This window comes from Streptomyces sp. S3(2020) (genome assembly GCF_013044505.1).
Lineage (GTDB): Bacteria > Actinomycetota > Actinomycetes > Streptomycetales > Streptomycetaceae > Streptomyces.
Genome location: NZ_JABERD010000223.1, coordinates 1 through 15,218, shown reverse-complemented (window position 1 = coordinate 15,218; position 15,218 = coordinate 1). Strand labels below are relative to the sequence as shown.

Sequence of the window (15,218 nt, the reverse complement as noted above, 5' to 3'; positions counted from 1 at the left end):
TCGACGTCCCTTTCGGGGGGACGGGCAGATGGGAAACCGTGATCCCCGTGATCCCCGTGAGAGAGGACCGAACACCCATGACCCCGAACCCGATCGACGCCCCGACCGAACCCGCGCTGTGGACCCTGCACCGGGAACTGATCGCCAAGACGGTCCGCACCGACCTGACACACGCCTTCCACCCCGGCCAGCCGCACTTCCCCGCCTTCCCGGACGAGAAGCGCGAGATGCCCTTCGACATGTCACGCGGCGACGGCTTCAACGTGCACCTGTACACGATCGTCGGCCAGTGGGGCACCCACGTGGACCCGCCCGTGCACTTCGTGGCCGGCGCGCGCCCGCTCGACGAGATACCCGTCGACGAGATGATCCTGCCGCTCGTCGTCCTCGACATCACCGACCGGGTCGCCGCCGACCCCGACGCCGTACCGACCTTGGACGACGTGGCGGCCTGGGAAGCCCGCAACGGCCGGGTCCCGGAAGGGTCGTTCGTGGCGCTGCGTACCGGGTGGGGGAGCCGCTGGCCCGACCCGGCCGCCATGGCCAACAAGGACGAGGCGGGTGTGAGCCACTACCCCGGCTGGTCGGGGGACGTCCTGCGGTACCTCTTCGAGGAGGCGGGCGTCACCGCCATCGGCCACGAGCAGACCGACACCGATCCCGGACTGGCCACCTCCGCGGGCGACTTCAGCCTGGAGAGCTACGTCCTGGAGCGGGACCGCTGGCAGATCGAGCTGATGGCCCACCTCGACCAGGTCCCGGAGGCGGGTGCGCTGATCGTCGCCACCTGGCCGAAGCCGCAAGGCGGTTCGGGTTTCCCGGCCCGGGTCTTCGCCCTGCACCACGCGGGCTGAGACACCGTCATGGACACCATCGACGAGCGGGTCATCACCGAACTCATCCGCAACGCCCGGATCTCCCACGCCGAACCGGTCCAGGGCGCTTCGCCCGCGCCCGTCACCGGCGGTCGGCCGGGCATCGGCTCGTTATAGTGCCGGGGTGACGACGAACGGCGCCTCATCCGGACGGTCGGAGGGCCCCGCGACAGCCTCCTCCCTGCGTATGGCCCTGCGCATGGTCAACGCGGTGCTGGACCGCGAGGCTTCGGGCCGGACCGGCTTCAACGTCAGCAGGCTCGCCGACGAGGTCGGCATCGAGCGCAGCAAGGCGTCACGCACCACCCAGGACCTGTGCGAGAAGGAGTTCCTCGAACGCCGCGAGGACGCGACGCTAAGGGTGGGCAGCGCCTTCTTCGCCACGGCCGCGTCCCTGCACCCCGGTCTGCTCCGGCGCAGCCGCCCAATCCTGCGCCGCCTCGCCGTGGCGTACGGCGCCGGTGCCCGGCTCTCGGTCCGTGACGGAGTCCAGGTCAGGCTGCTGCGGGCCGAGTCCGCCGCGGGCTTCGCGCAGGAGTGGATGGGGCGCGCGAGCCTCGTCACCCCGTGCTGGTGCACCGGCGCCGGTCGTGCGCTCCTCCTCGACCACACCCTGGAGGAGATCACCACCCTGCTCGACGACTACGAGCTGATCGGCGTCGGCGGCCCCGACGCCGCCCGCTCGGTCGGTGAACTCGTCTCCGCCAACGACCGCGACCGCCCGAACGGCGTCGTCGCGGCACACGGCGAATTCGAGCACGGCGTCACCGAGTACGCCGTACCCGTACGCGACGCCGACGGACACATCCGGGCCGCCCTGTCGGTCGTCGGCAGACAGCAGGACCTGCTCCCGCACGTGCGGACGATCCACACGGACCTGAGGTCGGCGGCCGGCGCGCTGTCGGAATCCATCGACGGCCACGACGCGCCGGAGGCGGATGCTCGCGGGGCGATGCCGTCCTGATCGGGCGCGGGTCAGGGCAGTCGTCCGGCGTGCCGGTCAGCCGTGGCGGTCGGCCGTGGCGCCGGTGTGGAGGGCAGTCCTGAGCCCGTCCCGGATGTGCCGGCATGGCACTGGCCCGCTCAACCCGGTGCGGAAGGCAGCTGCTCGGAGGCGGCGACCCGGGTGCCCAGAAGGTCCTCCAGCCCGGCCGTCATCCGGGCGACCAGGTCGCGTCGCGGGTCGATGAGCCACTGGAGCTGGAGCCCGTCCCACAGCGCGACGAGGGACTCCGCGATCTCCTGGTGATCCCGGCCGTTGGAGATACGACCCTTGTCCTGGTCCCTGCGGACGGCGGTCGCGACAAGGGCGACGACCCTCTCGTACCGGTTGCGGAATCACTGGTGCGCCGGATGGTCCGGAGCCGATGACTCCGCCGCCAAGAGGGCGAGCAGCCGCAGCATCTCCTGCCGTTCGAGGTTGCGGCGGACATAGCGCAGGACGGCGTACGCGACGCCCTCCTCCCGGCTGTCCGAGTCGAAGGAGTCACCGCTCGCGAAGTCGGCGTTCTCCAGGACGGCCACGAGGAGCTCGTCGTTTGCGCTCGACATCGACGTCCGTGGACAGCAGCGAACGCCGGGCCCGGTCCTTCGTCTTCGTGGAACCCTTGTACGAGACGATCAGCGGGAGCGTACGGCGGTGTCCGCGTCCGTGCAGGCGGTGCTTGTTCCGCAAAGGAGTTCTCTCTTCCCCCATCGACGATGAGCCGTGTGACGCGCGTGGGTGCGTGAAGCGGCCCCGGGCACAAGGGGGGAGAGTGCCTGGGGCCGCTCGCGTCGGCCGGCGACAGGGGGGTGGGTCGCCGGCCTGGAGCGAGTCTTGACGGGCCGGGAGTTGTTCAGAAGCCCCTCCGGACCACTGAAAAACGCGCGTCAGGTCCGCCGGGCGGACAGAGAGACGTGCTGGCGCTGCCGCCTCGAAGGAGCACTGACGTCCACAAGTCGGTGTCCTTGTTATTCACCCGATCTATGTGTCGAATCCGTCCCATGTCTCAGCGAGTTGATCTCGGAGTGTCAGGCCAAATCGCCGTCTGCTTCTCAGGTTTCGGTCGAACCTCTAGACAGATCATGTGACGGTGCCTCTTAATACATCCGATGTCCCTACGGCAGGCGCCTGCCAGAGCCCGGCACCTGGGCCGACCCCTCGCCCCATCCGGAACGTCGTCACCCTCAATCAGTCCGCAGGAGTGAGCATGCCCTCAGGAAGAATCACTCGCCGTACGTTCCTCGGCGCGGCCGGTGCGGCGACCGCCGCGACCGCCCTGCCGATCGTCCCCGGCTTCTCCGGCCTGCTGTCCCAGGCGGCCGCCGCGGACACGCAGACCAACCTGAGCAGGATGGTCGACATGCGGTTCGGCATGTTCAACCACTTCAGCCTGGGCACGTTCACCGACCAGGAGTGGGCCGAACCCAACCAGAACCCCACCCTCTTCGCGCCCCCGAGCGTCAACTGCGCGCAGTGGGCCGAGGCCGCGGCCGCCGCGAAGATGAACTACGGCATCCTCACCACCAAGCACCACGACGGCTTCGCCCTGTGGCCGAGCGCCCACGGCACCCAGAACGTCGCCAACAGCTCCTACCAGCACGACGTGGTGCGGGCGTACTGCGACGCCTTCCGCGCGAAGGGGTTGAAGGTCGGGTTCTACTACTCGATCTGGGACCGCACCTTCGGCGTCGAGGCCTGGGAGAGCCGACACAGCGTGAGCGGGCTGGAGGTCACCGACGCCATCCAGCCCTCCGACATGACCTTCATGCTGGGTCAGATCACCGAACTGCTCACCGACTACGGCACCATCGATATGTTCATGACCGACGGCTACGCCTGGCAGATGGGCCAGCAGGCCGTCTCCTACCAGCGGATCCGCTCGCTGGTGAAGCAGTTGCAGCCGGACTGCGTCATGATCGACATCGGCGGAATGTCGGAGCCCTTCCTCAGCGACGCGATCTTCTTCGAGGAGCCGCTCGGCATCACGGCACCGACCGGCAACACCTACGCCGGAATGCAGGGCCAGACCATCAGCAACGGCTGGTTCTGGCACCCCTCCACACCGACCGAGAGCCTCATGAGCCGGGACGCGATCGTGTCCCACCTCACCGACCTGGAACCGAAGTACACCTCCTTCATCCTCAACTGCCCGCCCAACCGGAGCGGCCTGCTGGACACCAACATCGTCAACCGGCTGGCCGAGGTCGGCGCGGCATGGAGCCCCAACACCTCCCGGCCGGCGCTGCCCACCCAACTGCTGCGCGCCGAGCACCCCGTCACCCCGGTCAGCGCGTACGCGACCGCCTTCCGCACCGGCGAGGGACCGCTCAACGCCATCGACGGACTGAGCGACGTCCGCTACGAGACCTGCTGGTCGACCTGGGGCCTGTCCTCGCCCCTGCCCAACTCGCTCACGATCGACCTCGGCGGTGTGTGGAGCAACGTCTCCACCCTGGAGTACCTGCCCAAGCAGTGGAACCGCAACGACTCCACCGACGGCGACATCACCTCGTACACCATCTCCACCAGCACCGACGGCACCACCTTCACCCAGGTCGCCACCGGCACCTGGGCCGGCAACCGCAAGACCAAGGTGGTCGAGTGGACCGCCCGGAACGTGGGCTTCGTACGCATCCAGGCGAACGCGGCCACCGGCGGCTACGCCAACGTGGGCGGCGTCCGGATCGGTGGCCGCACGGCCAAGCCCGCCCTGGTGTCGAAGGTCCTGCCGGGCGACGCAACGGTCTACCGGCTGGTCGCCCGGCACAGCGGCAAGGTGGCCGACGTGTACAACTTCGGCACCGCCAACGGCACCAACATCCAGCAGTGGACCTGGCTGAACAACGCCACCCAGAAGTGGACCTTCGCCTCCACCGGCGACGGCTACTACGAGATCAAGGGCGTCAACAGCGGCAAGCTCATGGAAGTGGCCGGCCTCTCCCGCGTCGACGGCGGCAACGTGGCCATCTACGCGGACTTCGACGTCCCCCAGCAGCACTGGGCCGTCACACCCACCGGTGACGGCTACTACTTCCTCATCAACCGCTACAGCGGTCTCTGCCTCGGCGTCGACGAGGGCAGCACCGCCGACGGAGCCAACATCGAGCAGCAGCCGTACGCGTCCCTGACGCGCCAGCAGTGGCAGATCGTCACCTCCTGACCCTGCCGCCCGTCCCTCTCCCACTCCACGGCCTGCGGTGGGGGAGGGACGGCGAGGCCCGTTCGCGGCCGAGGCACTCCACCTGCCCGGAAACGAACCCACGCACTACGGTTGCCTCCGAGAACCTGGTCCGCAGCGCCTTATCGGAGTGCCCATGTCAGTGCAGACAGTGTCGGGCAGCGCTGTTCCGGCGGATCCTGTCCCGACCGAGGCCGTCGCCCCGCTGATGCGTGGCATCGGCGTGCTGCTGCACCTGAGCGAGGCGGAGGGGAGCCTGAGCCTGAGCGGGCTGGAGCGGGCCACGGGCCTGGCCCGCTCCACCGTGGACCGGATCACCGCGACCCTCGCGCACATGGGCTACGTGCGTCTGGAGGGCCGGGACGTGGTCCTCGCCCCTCGGCTGACGGAACTGGGCAACGCCTACCTCTCGGCACTGCGACTGCCCGCTTTGCTGAACGCCCACGCCGATGCCCTCGCGGACGAACTCGACGAGTCGGTGTCGCTCGCGGTGGCCGACGGGGACGGCATCCGCTTCATCCACCAGGCGACCCGGCGCCGGGCGATGTCGCTGAGCTTCCGTATCGGCGACCTGCTGCCCGCCGAGCGGACCGCGCCAGGACCGCTGTTCGCGACGGAGTGGGGGGAGCGGGAGTGGGCGCGGTGGCGGGAGCGCAGGGCGGCGGACCCGTATGACCACAGCTTCCCCGCCGTACCGCCGCGGGCGGACGGACCGCCCGACGACGACTTCGAGACGCGCGCCGATGAGGCGCGCGGTGCGGGCTGGGCCCTGGACGACCAGTTCATCGAGCCCGGTCTCGTAGCGGTCGCCATGCCGGTCCGGGAGGCGGGTGACGTCCGTCCGTCCGGCACCGGCATCGCCTGTGTCGCCAGCGTGGTGAGCCACACCAGCCGGCACACGGCGGCCTCGCTCCGCGACACGCTGATGCCCCGGCTGCGGGCGACCGTCGACGCGATGGAACGGAAGTTGCGCGAGGCCCCCGAAGCAGCAGGCAAGCAGACTCCGTCGGATCTCGCTGTATGGACGGGCAACTCCAAGCAGGAGCTGGGGCAGGACTTCATCGAGTCGCTCGCGAGGGGCCTGACCGTTCTCACCGCCTTCGGCGAGGGCCGGGCCGCGCTGACGCTCAGTGAGGTGGCGCAGGCCACCGGACTGGCACGGGCCACAGCGCGTCGGGCACTGATCACCCTCGAACACGTCGGTTTCGTCGTCGGGCGCGACCGCACGTTCAGCCTCGCCCCGCGCGTCCTCGCGCTCGGTTTCCCTCCGCTGTCCCGCACGACGTTGTCCCGTATCGCCCAGCCGCACCTCGTCGACCTCGCCGGACGGGTCGGCGACGCCACCGCTTTGGCGGTGCCCGCGGGCGAGGACATCCAGTTCACGGCCCACGTCCCCGTCAGCCGGATCATGAGCGCGAGCGTCCCCGTGGGCACCCGCCTCCCGGCGGCCACGACATCGGTGGGCCGCGTCATCCTGGCGGACCTCCCGCCCGCCGAACGCACACTGAACCCGCGCAGGCTGACCGCGCGCACGACCACGGACCCGGCCGATCTGACGGCGATCCTGGAACGGGTCCGCAAGGCCGGCTACTCGCTGGTGGACGAGGAACTGGAGGAGGGGCTCAGGTCCGTCGCCGTCCCGGTGCGCGACCGCGGGGGCCGGGTCGTCGCGGCCGTCAGCGTGGCGATGCACACGACGCGACGCACCGCCGAGCAGTGTGTGACCGAGGTCGTCCCCGAACTCCACGACACGGCGGCCCGTATCGAGGCGGATCTGCATGTCGCGGGGCGGTTCGCCCGGATCGCACTGGCGTGAGCGGCGCCTTCGCGCACAGCCGCCGGGGCACCGGGACGGCCGCCTGCGACGGCACTAGCCGGTGATGTGCAGCTCCGCCTCGATGCGGGCGGCGGTGTGCAGGAGCGGCGGCAGCAGAGTCTCGCGGACCCAGTCGGCGTCTCCCCGGCGGACATGGGTCGCCAGGTTCACCCCGGCCACCACCTGCCCAGGCTCGTTGCGGATGCGCGTGCCGATCGAGATCACACCGTCTTCGAGCTCTTGGTCCACCAGGCACCAGCCCTGCGCCCGCACCTTCTCCAGTTCCGCGAGGAGTGCCTCCCGCGACGTGATGGTGCGGGCCGTGAGCGGCCGCAGGGACGCCCTGTCCAGGTAGGTCCCCAGCCGTTCGTCGTCGAGGTCGGCGAGCAGGACACGGCCCAGGGAGGTGGCGTGGGCGGGAAGACGGGTGCCGATGCTGATCGACACCGACATGATCCTGCGGGTGGGCACCCGGCTGACGTAGACCACGTCGTCCCCGTCGAGCACCGCCATCGACGAGGACTCCGCGACCTCGGCGACCAGCTGTTCCAGGTGGGGCACGGCGATCTCCGCCAGGGACAGCGTGGACAGGTAGGCGAAACCGAGCTCCAGCACCCGCGCGGTCAGACGGAAGTGCCGGCCGTCGGCGGCCACGGCCATGTACCCGAGATCCACCAGGGTGAGGACGAAGCGCCGGGCGGTGGCGCGGCTCGTACCGGTGGCCTTGGCGATCTCCGCGAGGGTCATCTCGTGTCTGTCGGCGCTGAAGGCACGGATGACGGCGATACCCCGTTCCATCGACTGGACGAAGTACCGCCCGTGCTCGTCGTCATCCATGCGCTGCGACTCCGGTTCTCGCGGCGGGACGCTACGACTTGGCCTTCTGCAGGGGGAGATCACCGCTGCTGTCCGCCACCTGCGTGTCCATGTCGCCGTGGTGGTGCTTGGCGCGCTGGATCTGTTCATAGACGTGTGCGCGCAGTTCGGCGAACCGGGTGCTGGAGCGGGTGTGCAACTGATCGCGCTCGTCCGGGAGGTCGATGGTCAGGTCCTCCTGCACCACGGTGGGCGACGTGGACAGGATGATCGTGCGCTGGCCGAGGTAGACGGCCTCGTCGATGTCGTGGGTGACGAACAGGACGGTGACGCCCAGGTCCCGCCACAACTGCCGGATGAGGTCCTCCAGTTCGGCGCGGGTCTGGGCGTCGACCGCGGCGAAGGGCTCGTCCATGAGGAGCACCTTCGGCTCGAAGGCGACGGCACGGGCGATGGCGACGCGCTGCTGCATACCGCCGGACAGCTGCCAGGGATACGCCTGGTGGGCGTCGGCGAGCCCGACCACCTCCAGGGCGTGGTCCACCAGTTCCTTCTCGCGGGCCTTGCCGAGCTTCTTGCGGCGCAGGGGCAGCGCGACGTTGTCGCGGACGTTCATCCAGGCGAACAGGGAACGGCCGTACTCCTGGAAGACCACCGCCATGTCGGCCGGAGGCCCGGTGACCGGCCGGCCGTCCAGGCTCACCTCGCCGCTGGTCGGGGTGAGCAGCCCCGACATGCACTTCAGCAGCGTGGTCTTGCCGCACCCGGAGGGGCCGACCAGGCACACGAGTTCGCCGGCGCCGATGTGAAACGTCAGGTTCCGCAGTGCTTCGACGTTGCGGTTCCGTCCGGTGTAGATCTTCTGCAGGTTGCGTACGTCGAGCATCGACGTCTCCTTGTCAGGGGTTGCGCTGGGCCCGGCGCAGGCCGTGGTACCAGGCGAGGACCCGGTTCTCGGCGAGGCGGAAGAGCAGGGAGAGGACGAATCCGAGCAGGCCGAGCAGCAGGACACCGCTCCACATCTCGGGGATGGCGAAGGACCGCTGGAACTGCACGATGGCGAAGCCGAGCCCGTTGCTGGCGGCGAACATCTCGCTGATGACCATGAGGATGATCGCGATCGACAGGGCCTGCCGCATGCCCGTGACGATCTGCGGGCTGGCCGAGCGCAGCACCAGGTGCCACAGCCGGGCGGGACCCGTGATGCCGTAGGAACGGCACGTGTCGCTGAGGACCCCGTCCACCGCGCGGACGCCTTCGACCGTGTTGAGCAGGATCGGCCACACACAGCCGCTGACGATGACGATGACCTTCATGGTGTCGCCGATGCCGGCGAACAGCATGATGACCGGCACGAGGACGGGCGGCGGGATGGCCCGGAAGAGCTCCAGAACCGGCTCCAGGACGTCGCGCACACCGCGGTGCAGGCCGATCACCAGACCGAGGCCCACACCGACGGCGACCGCGACGAGATAGCCGGACAGGAGCCGGACCATGCTGGGTACGACGTCCGACAGCAGGCGTTCGCCGGTCCACACCTCCCCGAACCTGCCCAGGATGGTGGACAGCGAGGGGACGTAGAAGTCGGTGCTGCCGGCGGTGGCGAACCACCACACGGCGAACAGGACCCCGGGCAGACCAAGGACCAGCCCGGTCCGCCGGGCCAGTGTGAGGACTGTCATCGCTGTCCCTCCCCGCGCATCGACGGGTGCCAGTGCAGGGCCCGCCGCTCGACCGCCCGGGCCACGAGGTTGACCGCGACGCCCAGGAACCCGGTGACCAGGACAAAGGCGTAGACCCTCGGCACGGCGCCGGAGGTCTGCGCGACCGCCAGCTCTCTGCCCAGGCCGGGCGAGCCGATGACCAGTTCGGCGGTGATCGTCAGGACCAGCGCCACGGTCGCCGCCAGTCGCACACCGGTCATCACGTACGGCAGCGCGGTCGGCCACAGGACGTACCGGACCCGCCCCCAGCCGCCCATCCGGTAACTGCGGGCCGTGTCCTCGGCCACCGGGTCGGCGTCCTGGGTGCCGGCCAGCACCTGGACCAGCACCTGCCAGAAGGAGGCGTACACGACCAGCAGCAGCTTCGACTCCAGGTCGGTGCCGTACAGCAGCACCGCCACCGGGATCAGGGCCACCGACGGGATCGGCCGCAGGAACTCGATGGTGGAGGCCGTCGCCGCCCGCAGCACCGGTACCGAGCCGATCACCACGCCCGCGACCACCCCGGCCACCACGGCGATGACCAGGCCCAGGCCCCAGCCGGTGAGCGTGTCGCCGAGCGCGCTCCAGAACGCGCCCTCGCCGAGCAGCTGCCACAGGGCCCGGCCCATCTCGGAGGCGGGCGGGAGGTAGTCGGCGGAGACCAGACCGGTGTGCGGCAGCACCTCCAGCAACACCACCAGCCCGGTCAGGCCCGCCAGTCCGCGCAGCGGGGTGCCCGCTCCGTCCAGGGCGCGCCGGATGCGGACGCCGCCCGGCGCGCGGGGACCGGGAGCGGTCCCCGCGGGCTTCGCGAGTACGGGAGTACTCCTGGTCGCGCTCATGAGAACAGGGTGTCCAGGTCGGGCTTCTTCCCGCCGAAGATGCCGTCCTGCTCGCCGAGCCCGGCCAGCTTCTCCAGGGACGCCATGTCGTACGCGGCCGGCCAGGTCGGCAGGGTGAGGTTCTTCAGTACCTCGCCGTCGATCTTGGTGTACGAGGTGACCGTCCGGCGTGCCTCGTCCGGGTGCGCGGAGGCGTACTTCAGCGACTCGGTCACCGCCTCGGTGAACTTCTTGACCAGGTCGGGCTTCTCCTGGGTGAGCTGGGTGGAGGCGAAGTACGTCGCGATGGTGAGCTTCGGGTCGGTCTCGGCGAACGGCGCGGCCACCACGCGGGCGCCCTGGCCCTTGGCGATGGTCAGCGCGGGCTCGCCCATCCACGCGGCATCGACCTGACCGCCGTCCAGGGCGGCCGGCATCTGGTCGAACGGCATCTCGACGAACTTGACCTTCGAGGGATCGCCGCCGTCCTCCCGCACCACCTCACGGACCGTGGTGTCCCCGATGTTCTGTAGGGTGTTGACCGCCACCGTCCTCCCGGCGAGGTCCTTGGCCGACTTGATCGAGCTGTCCTTCTTGACGGCGACCCCGCTGATGTCGTTGTCGACATCACCTGTGGAGGCGGCCCCGTTCACCACGGATCTGATCGGCACGCCCTTGGTCTGGGCGAGCATCAGCGAGGTGACGTTGCTGAACCCGAACTGGAACTGACCGCTGACCACGCCGGGAATGATCGCCGCGCCACCCTGGGCGGGTTCCATCTTCAGGTCGATGCCCCGACTGCTGAAGAAGCCCTTCTCCTTCCCCAGGTACAGCGGTGCCACATCGACGATCGGGATGATCCCGACCTTCACCTCGGTGGTCTTCCCGCCGTCCGACGACGAGCCACCGGTCTCAGCCGACGAAGATCCGCATCCGGCCGCTCCCGCGACCGTCAGCACCGCTACAGCAAGCCCTAGAACGCGCCTTTGCATAGGGGCCCTCCTGAAGGGAAAAGGGGTGTGTTCGCAATGCGTACAAAACTGCGTGTGCCGAACAAGCTGTGCGGAGGCTATGTCGCCGTCAGATGCGCGTCAATAGGTGACGCCGGGGGCGTTGCGCTTTCGCGATCGGGACCGGTGTGGGTCGTACCGCGGGATGCCCGCGCGGAGGCGCTGCTCGACGGGCGACAGTCCGCCCTTCTCGTGTTCGCGTGCGGATGCGGTCGCGTACGTGTGTGAACGCCGCGGGCCGCGCGCTTCTAGAGTTGCCTCAGAGCACAGACGTTGGACGGAAAGGACGTGTTGATGGTCGCCGACGATGCGGCACCGACGCCCCAGATGGTTCTGTCGCCGTTGACCAGCGCGGCGATCTTCCTGGTGGCCACGATCGAGCCGGGAGGCGAGTCGGTCGCCCGCGATGTCCTGTCCGATGTGGACTCACTCGAACGCGCCGTGGGCTTCCCCGCGCAGCCCGATGGCAGGCTCAGCTGTGTCACGGGAATCGGCTCGCAGGCCTGGGACCGCCTCTTCTGCGGACCTCGCCCCGCCGAACTGCACCCGTTCCGTGAACTCAAGGGACCCGTGCACCACGCCGTGTCGACGCCCGGGGACCTGCTGTTCCACATCCGCGCCAGCCGCCTCGACCTGTGCTTCGCACTCGCAGCGGAGATCGTCGCCCGGCTCGGCGACGCGGTGACCGTGCGCGACGAGGTGCACGGCTTCCAGTACCTCGACGCACGTGATCTGCTCGGTTTCGTCGACGGCACGGAGAACCCGACAGGGGCCGCGGCGAGCGCGGCGGTCCTGATCGGGGACGAGGACCCGGACTTCACCGGCGGAAGCTATGTGATCGTGCAGAAGTACGTGCACGACATCACCGCGTGGAACGCGCTCCCGGTCGAGGCTCAGGAGAAGATCGTCGGCAGGCGGAAGCTGGACGGTTTCGAACTGGACGACAGCGTCAAACCTGCGGACTCACACGTCGCCCTCACCGTCGTTACCGACCCGGACGGGACAGAACTCGAAATCCTTCGGGACAACATGCCCTTCGGCGCCGTCGGCCGAGGCGAGTTCGGCACCTACTTCATCGGCTACGCCCGCACTCCGACGGTGCCGGAGACGATGCTGGAGCGGATGTTCCTCGGCACGGACGACGCGGCGCACGACCGGATCCTGGACTTCTCCACCCCGCTCACCGGCTCCCTCTTCCACGTCCCCACAGCCGACTTCCTGGACGACCTGCCGCCTGCGCCGACCGCCGTCTCCGAGGGGCCGCGACCTTGACCGACGGCCGACGGACCCTTCTCACATCGGGCCGTGGTCCGAAGCGACCTCTCCGAGCACGTCCTTGAGCTCCTCGAACAGACGGAAGAGGTCGCGCCGCGGGGCGACGTGGAGCTCGTCGAGCTGCCACGCGGCGAACGCGACGAGGGGGTGCGCGGAAAGCGTTTCGATGTCGGCGGCTTGCGGGTCGCGCAGCCGGAAGCGGAGGCGGACGAAGCAGTGGGTCAGGAGTGTGACGTTCTCCTGACCGCCGACGGCTCGGAGAATCTCCGCCGCTGCCCGGTCGCCGCCGTCAGGTGTCGGCATGGGTGCCCTCCGCCGTGTCGTCCCGCACCGTCAGCCGGCTGACGTGCAGCGCGAGATACAGGATCTCCTCCCGGCCGACGTGCCAGGCGAACATCTCCTCCATCTTGCGCGCCAGACGTTCGGCGGTGGCGTACTCCCGCGGCTTGGCCTGTCTGACCGCCTCGCCGATCCCGTCGTCGACGTCCGGCGTCGGTCTGCCGCTCCGGGCCCGCAGGAAGAGGTAGCGCAGGTGGGTGATGAAGCGTGCCGCGGCCAGGGAGTGCTGGTCGATCTCGATGCCGTAGTCCTCGCCGATCGTTTCCAGCGCGACCCGCAGCCACTGCGTCATCTGCATGGTCGCCGCGATGCCGGCGGAGCCGGACCCGATCTGGGCGTTGACGAAGTACAGGGCGAGGGGCAGTGCCTCGTCCTCGTCCAGGCGGACCCCGAGTCGCCGCTCGATGATGTCCAGGGCCGCCCTGCCCGCCTCCGCCTCCGCCGGGTAGAGGTTCTCGATCTCCCACTTGAGCGGGTACTCGATCTGGACTCCGGCGCGGGCACGGGCGAGCGCTAGGTGGACATGGTCGGCGAGGGGCAGCAGGACGTGCTCGGTGATGTCGCCGCCGAGCCGCGCCCGGGCGGCGGTGACGACCTCTTCCATCACCTCGATCTCGTCGAGCGGGATCTGGGCGGCCAGCGCGGCGAGCCGTTCGGCGGGCATCGCCTGCGGTACGAAGTGCCGCTCGACCCGCTCGTCGTCCAGCCGGTCTCCGGGCCTGACCTGGAAACCGAGCCCGCGGCCCATGAGAACGGTCTCGGCGCCGTGCTCGTCAACGCCGAGGACGACGTTGTTGTTGAACACCTTCTTGACGCGCATCGTTGCGTGAGTCCTATCTGGCCGCGCCCGGGAAGGAGAAACCCGGAGGAGAAGGGTAAGCCCTTCCCGGAGCGGGGCCGTGGCCGTGGGCGTTGCCGGGGTCAGGGTCTCCCGTCGCCCCGCCGCAGGCTCGCGCCATTGCTGCGGATGACGTCGGCGTACCAGTCGAAGGACTTCTTGCGGTGGCGGGCGAGGGTGCCGTCGCCCTCGTCGTCGCGGTCGACGTAGATGAAGCCGTACCGCTTGCTCATCTGCGCGGTGCTGGCGCTGACGAGGTCGATGCAGCCCCACGGGGTGTAGCCGAGGACGTCGACACCGTCGGCGATCGCTTCCGAGACCTGGACCAGGTGGTCGTTGAGGTAGGCGATGCGGTAGTCGTCGTTCACCGTGGTCCGGCCGTCGACCTCGATCAGCTCGTCTTTGGCGCCCAGACCGTTCTCGACGATGAACAGCGGCTTCTGCCACCGGTCCCAGAACTGGTTCAGTACGACTCGCAGGCCGGCCGGGTCGATCTGCCATCCCCACTCGCTGGCCTGGAGCGTCGGGTTGCGTACGCCGCCTATGATGTTGCCCTCGCCCGTGGGGCGCTGTTCGGGGTCGCCGGTCTCGCAGATGCTCATGTAGTAGCTGAACGACACGAAGTCGACGGTGTTCTCGAGGATCTCGCGGTCCTCGTCGGTGATGTCGAGTTCGATGCCGTTCTCGCGCATGTACCGCAGCGCGTAGCCCGGATAGGTGCCGCGTACGTGTACGTCGCCGAAGATGAGGTTGGCATGGTCGGCGTCCAGCGCGGCGAGGACGTCCGCAGGGTCCGGCGTGAGCGGGTACACGGGGACCGCGAGGACCATGCAGCCCACCTGGGCGTCCGGCATTGTCTCGTGGGCGATCCGGGTGGCGAGGGCACTGGCCACAAGCTCGTGGTGGATGGCCTGGAACAGGTCCTGGCGGGACAGCTCCTCCTTCGGCGTGAGGATCGCGCCGCCGATGATCGGGAAGTGCAGGAGCGAGTTGATCTCGTTGAAGGTCAGCCAGTACTTGACGCGGTGGCCGTAGCGGTCGAACAGGACGCGGACGTAACGCTCGTAGAAGCCGATCAGCTCGCGGCTCGTCCAGCCGTTGTACTTCTCGGCCAGGGCCAGGGGCGTCTCGTAGTGGGAGATGGTGACCAGTGGTTCGATCCCGTGCTTCTCCAACTCGTCCAGGACGCGGTCGTAGAAGGCCAGCCCCGCCTCGTTGGGCAGTTCGTCGTCGCCGTTCGGGAAGATCCGGCTCCACGCGATCGAGAAGCGGAACACCTTGAAGCCCATCTCGGCGAAGAGCGCGATGTCCTCCGCGTAGCGGTGGTAGAAGTCGATGGCTTCCAGCTTGAGGTTGTCCGGCGTGGGACGGGCGGTCCGCGGCGCCATCAGGCCCCGGGGCAGGACGTCCTGGATGGAGACGCCCTTGCCGTCCGCGTCGTGGGCTCCCTCGATCTGGTCTGTCTCTTCTCTACCTCTTCCTCTCCCCTCTCCGCCGGTAGTGTGGATCTGGTCGTTCCCCGTATCCTTTACAAAAACAAAACAAACCACCTAGCCGCG

The 15,218-nt window shown here is 69.1% G+C and carries 15 protein-coding genes; 6 read left to right on the top strand and 9 right to left on the bottom strand.

Annotated features, from left to right (window positions below; genetic code table 11):
• Nucleotides 1–77: 77 nt before the first annotated feature.
• From HLK59_RS41250 to HLK59_RS41245, 3 genes are read left to right on the top strand one after another with little or no spacing between them, the layout of a single operon-like run.
• The gene (locus HLK59_RS41250; RefSeq protein ID WP_171146791.1) at nucleotides 78–854 is read left to right on the top strand and encodes a cyclase family protein; all 777 of its coding nucleotides are present in this window, start codon (nucleotides 78–80) and stop codon (nucleotides 852–854) included.
• A gap of 9 nt (nucleotides 855–863) precedes the next feature.
• Complete coding sequence (locus tag HLK59_RS52155; protein WP_277349570.1) at nucleotides 864–992, top strand: hypothetical protein; 129 nt, start codon at nucleotides 864–866, stop codon at nucleotides 990–992.
• 7 nt (nucleotides 993–999) lie between these two features.
• Complete coding sequence (locus HLK59_RS41245; RefSeq protein WP_171146790.1) at nucleotides 1,000–1,839, top strand: IclR family transcriptional regulator C-terminal domain-containing protein; 840 nt, start codon at nucleotides 1,000–1,002, stop codon at nucleotides 1,837–1,839.
• Nucleotides 1,840–2,213: 374 nt separating this feature from the next.
• Here HLK59_RS41245 and HLK59_RS41235 read toward each other — a convergent pair whose 3' ends face one another.
• Nucleotides 2,214–2,426, bottom strand: a complete 213-nt coding sequence (locus HLK59_RS41235) for a hypothetical protein (protein ID WP_171146789.1) — start codon at nucleotides 2,424–2,426, stop codon at nucleotides 2,214–2,216.
• 641 nt (nucleotides 2,427–3,067) lie between these two features.
• Here HLK59_RS41235 and HLK59_RS41230 point away from each other — a divergent pair.
• Together HLK59_RS41230 and HLK59_RS41225 are read left to right on the top strand one after the other, a co-directional pair.
• Nucleotides 3,068–5,020 (top strand): alpha-L-fucosidase, encoded by a 1,953-nt coding sequence (locus HLK59_RS41230; protein ID WP_171146788.1) that lies wholly within the window; start codon nucleotides 3,068–3,070, stop codon nucleotides 5,018–5,020.
• 154 nt (nucleotides 5,021–5,174) lie between these two features.
• Nucleotides 5,175–6,854 (top strand): IclR family transcriptional regulator C-terminal domain-containing protein, encoded by a 1,680-nt coding sequence (locus tag HLK59_RS41225; RefSeq protein WP_171146787.1) that lies wholly within the window; start codon nucleotides 5,175–5,177, stop codon nucleotides 6,852–6,854.
• Between the two features lie 54 nt (nucleotides 6,855–6,908).
• Here HLK59_RS41225 and HLK59_RS41220 read toward each other — a convergent pair whose 3' ends face one another.
• From HLK59_RS41220 to HLK59_RS41200, 5 genes are read right to left on the bottom strand one after another with little or no spacing between them, the layout of a single operon-like run.
• Complete coding sequence (locus HLK59_RS41220) at nucleotides 6,909–7,691, bottom strand: IclR family transcriptional regulator C-terminal domain-containing protein (protein WP_171146786.1); 783 nt, start codon at nucleotides 7,689–7,691, stop codon at nucleotides 6,909–6,911.
• 31 nt (nucleotides 7,692–7,722) lie between these two features.
• On the bottom strand, nucleotides 7,723–8,556 hold the full coding sequence (locus HLK59_RS41215) for an ABC transporter ATP-binding protein (protein WP_171146785.1): 834 nt from the start codon (nucleotides 8,554–8,556) through the stop codon (nucleotides 7,723–7,725).
• A 13-nt stretch (nucleotides 8,557–8,569) separates the two neighbouring features.
• Nucleotides 8,570–9,352, bottom strand: coding sequence for an ABC transporter permease (locus tag HLK59_RS41210; RefSeq protein WP_171146784.1), 783 nt, complete (start codon nucleotides 9,350–9,352; stop codon nucleotides 8,570–8,572).
• Complete coding sequence (locus HLK59_RS41205; protein WP_171146783.1) at nucleotides 9,349–10,218, bottom strand: ABC transporter permease; 870 nt, start codon at nucleotides 10,216–10,218, stop codon at nucleotides 9,349–9,351. The genes HLK59_RS41210 and HLK59_RS41205 overlap by 4 nt, the downstream gene beginning before the upstream one ends.
• Nucleotides 10,215–11,189 (bottom strand): ABC transporter substrate-binding protein, encoded by a 975-nt coding sequence (locus tag HLK59_RS41200; protein WP_171146782.1) that lies wholly within the window; start codon nucleotides 11,187–11,189, stop codon nucleotides 10,215–10,217. Before HLK59_RS41200 ends, HLK59_RS41205 begins: the two co-directional genes overlap by 4 nt.
• A gap of 312 nt (nucleotides 11,190–11,501) precedes the next feature.
• Between HLK59_RS41200 and HLK59_RS41195 the strand changes: the two genes are divergently transcribed.
• On the top strand, nucleotides 11,502–12,479 hold the full coding sequence (locus tag HLK59_RS41195; RefSeq protein WP_171146781.1) for a Dyp-type peroxidase: 978 nt from the start codon (nucleotides 11,502–11,504) through the stop codon (nucleotides 12,477–12,479).
• 21 nt (nucleotides 12,480–12,500) lie between these two features.
• Here HLK59_RS41195 and HLK59_RS41190 read toward each other — a convergent pair whose 3' ends face one another.
• From HLK59_RS41190 to HLK59_RS41180, 3 genes are all read right to left on the bottom strand, one after another.
• Nucleotides 12,501–12,785, bottom strand: coding sequence for a PTS transporter subunit EIIB (locus tag HLK59_RS41190; RefSeq protein ID WP_171146780.1), 285 nt, complete (start codon nucleotides 12,783–12,785; stop codon nucleotides 12,501–12,503).
• Nucleotides 12,772–13,641: a PRD domain-containing protein gene (locus HLK59_RS41185; protein ID WP_171146779.1), complete on the bottom strand. Its 870-nt coding sequence runs from the start codon at nucleotides 13,639–13,641 to the stop codon at nucleotides 12,772–12,774. The genes HLK59_RS41190 and HLK59_RS41185 overlap by 14 nt, the downstream gene beginning before the upstream one ends.
• A gap of 101 nt (nucleotides 13,642–13,742) precedes the next feature.
• Nucleotides 13,743–15,113 (bottom strand): glycoside hydrolase family 1 protein, encoded by a 1,371-nt coding sequence (locus tag HLK59_RS41180; RefSeq protein ID WP_346779933.1) that lies wholly within the window; start codon nucleotides 15,111–15,113, stop codon nucleotides 13,743–13,745.
• Between the last annotated feature and the right edge of the window lie 105 nt (nucleotides 15,114–15,218).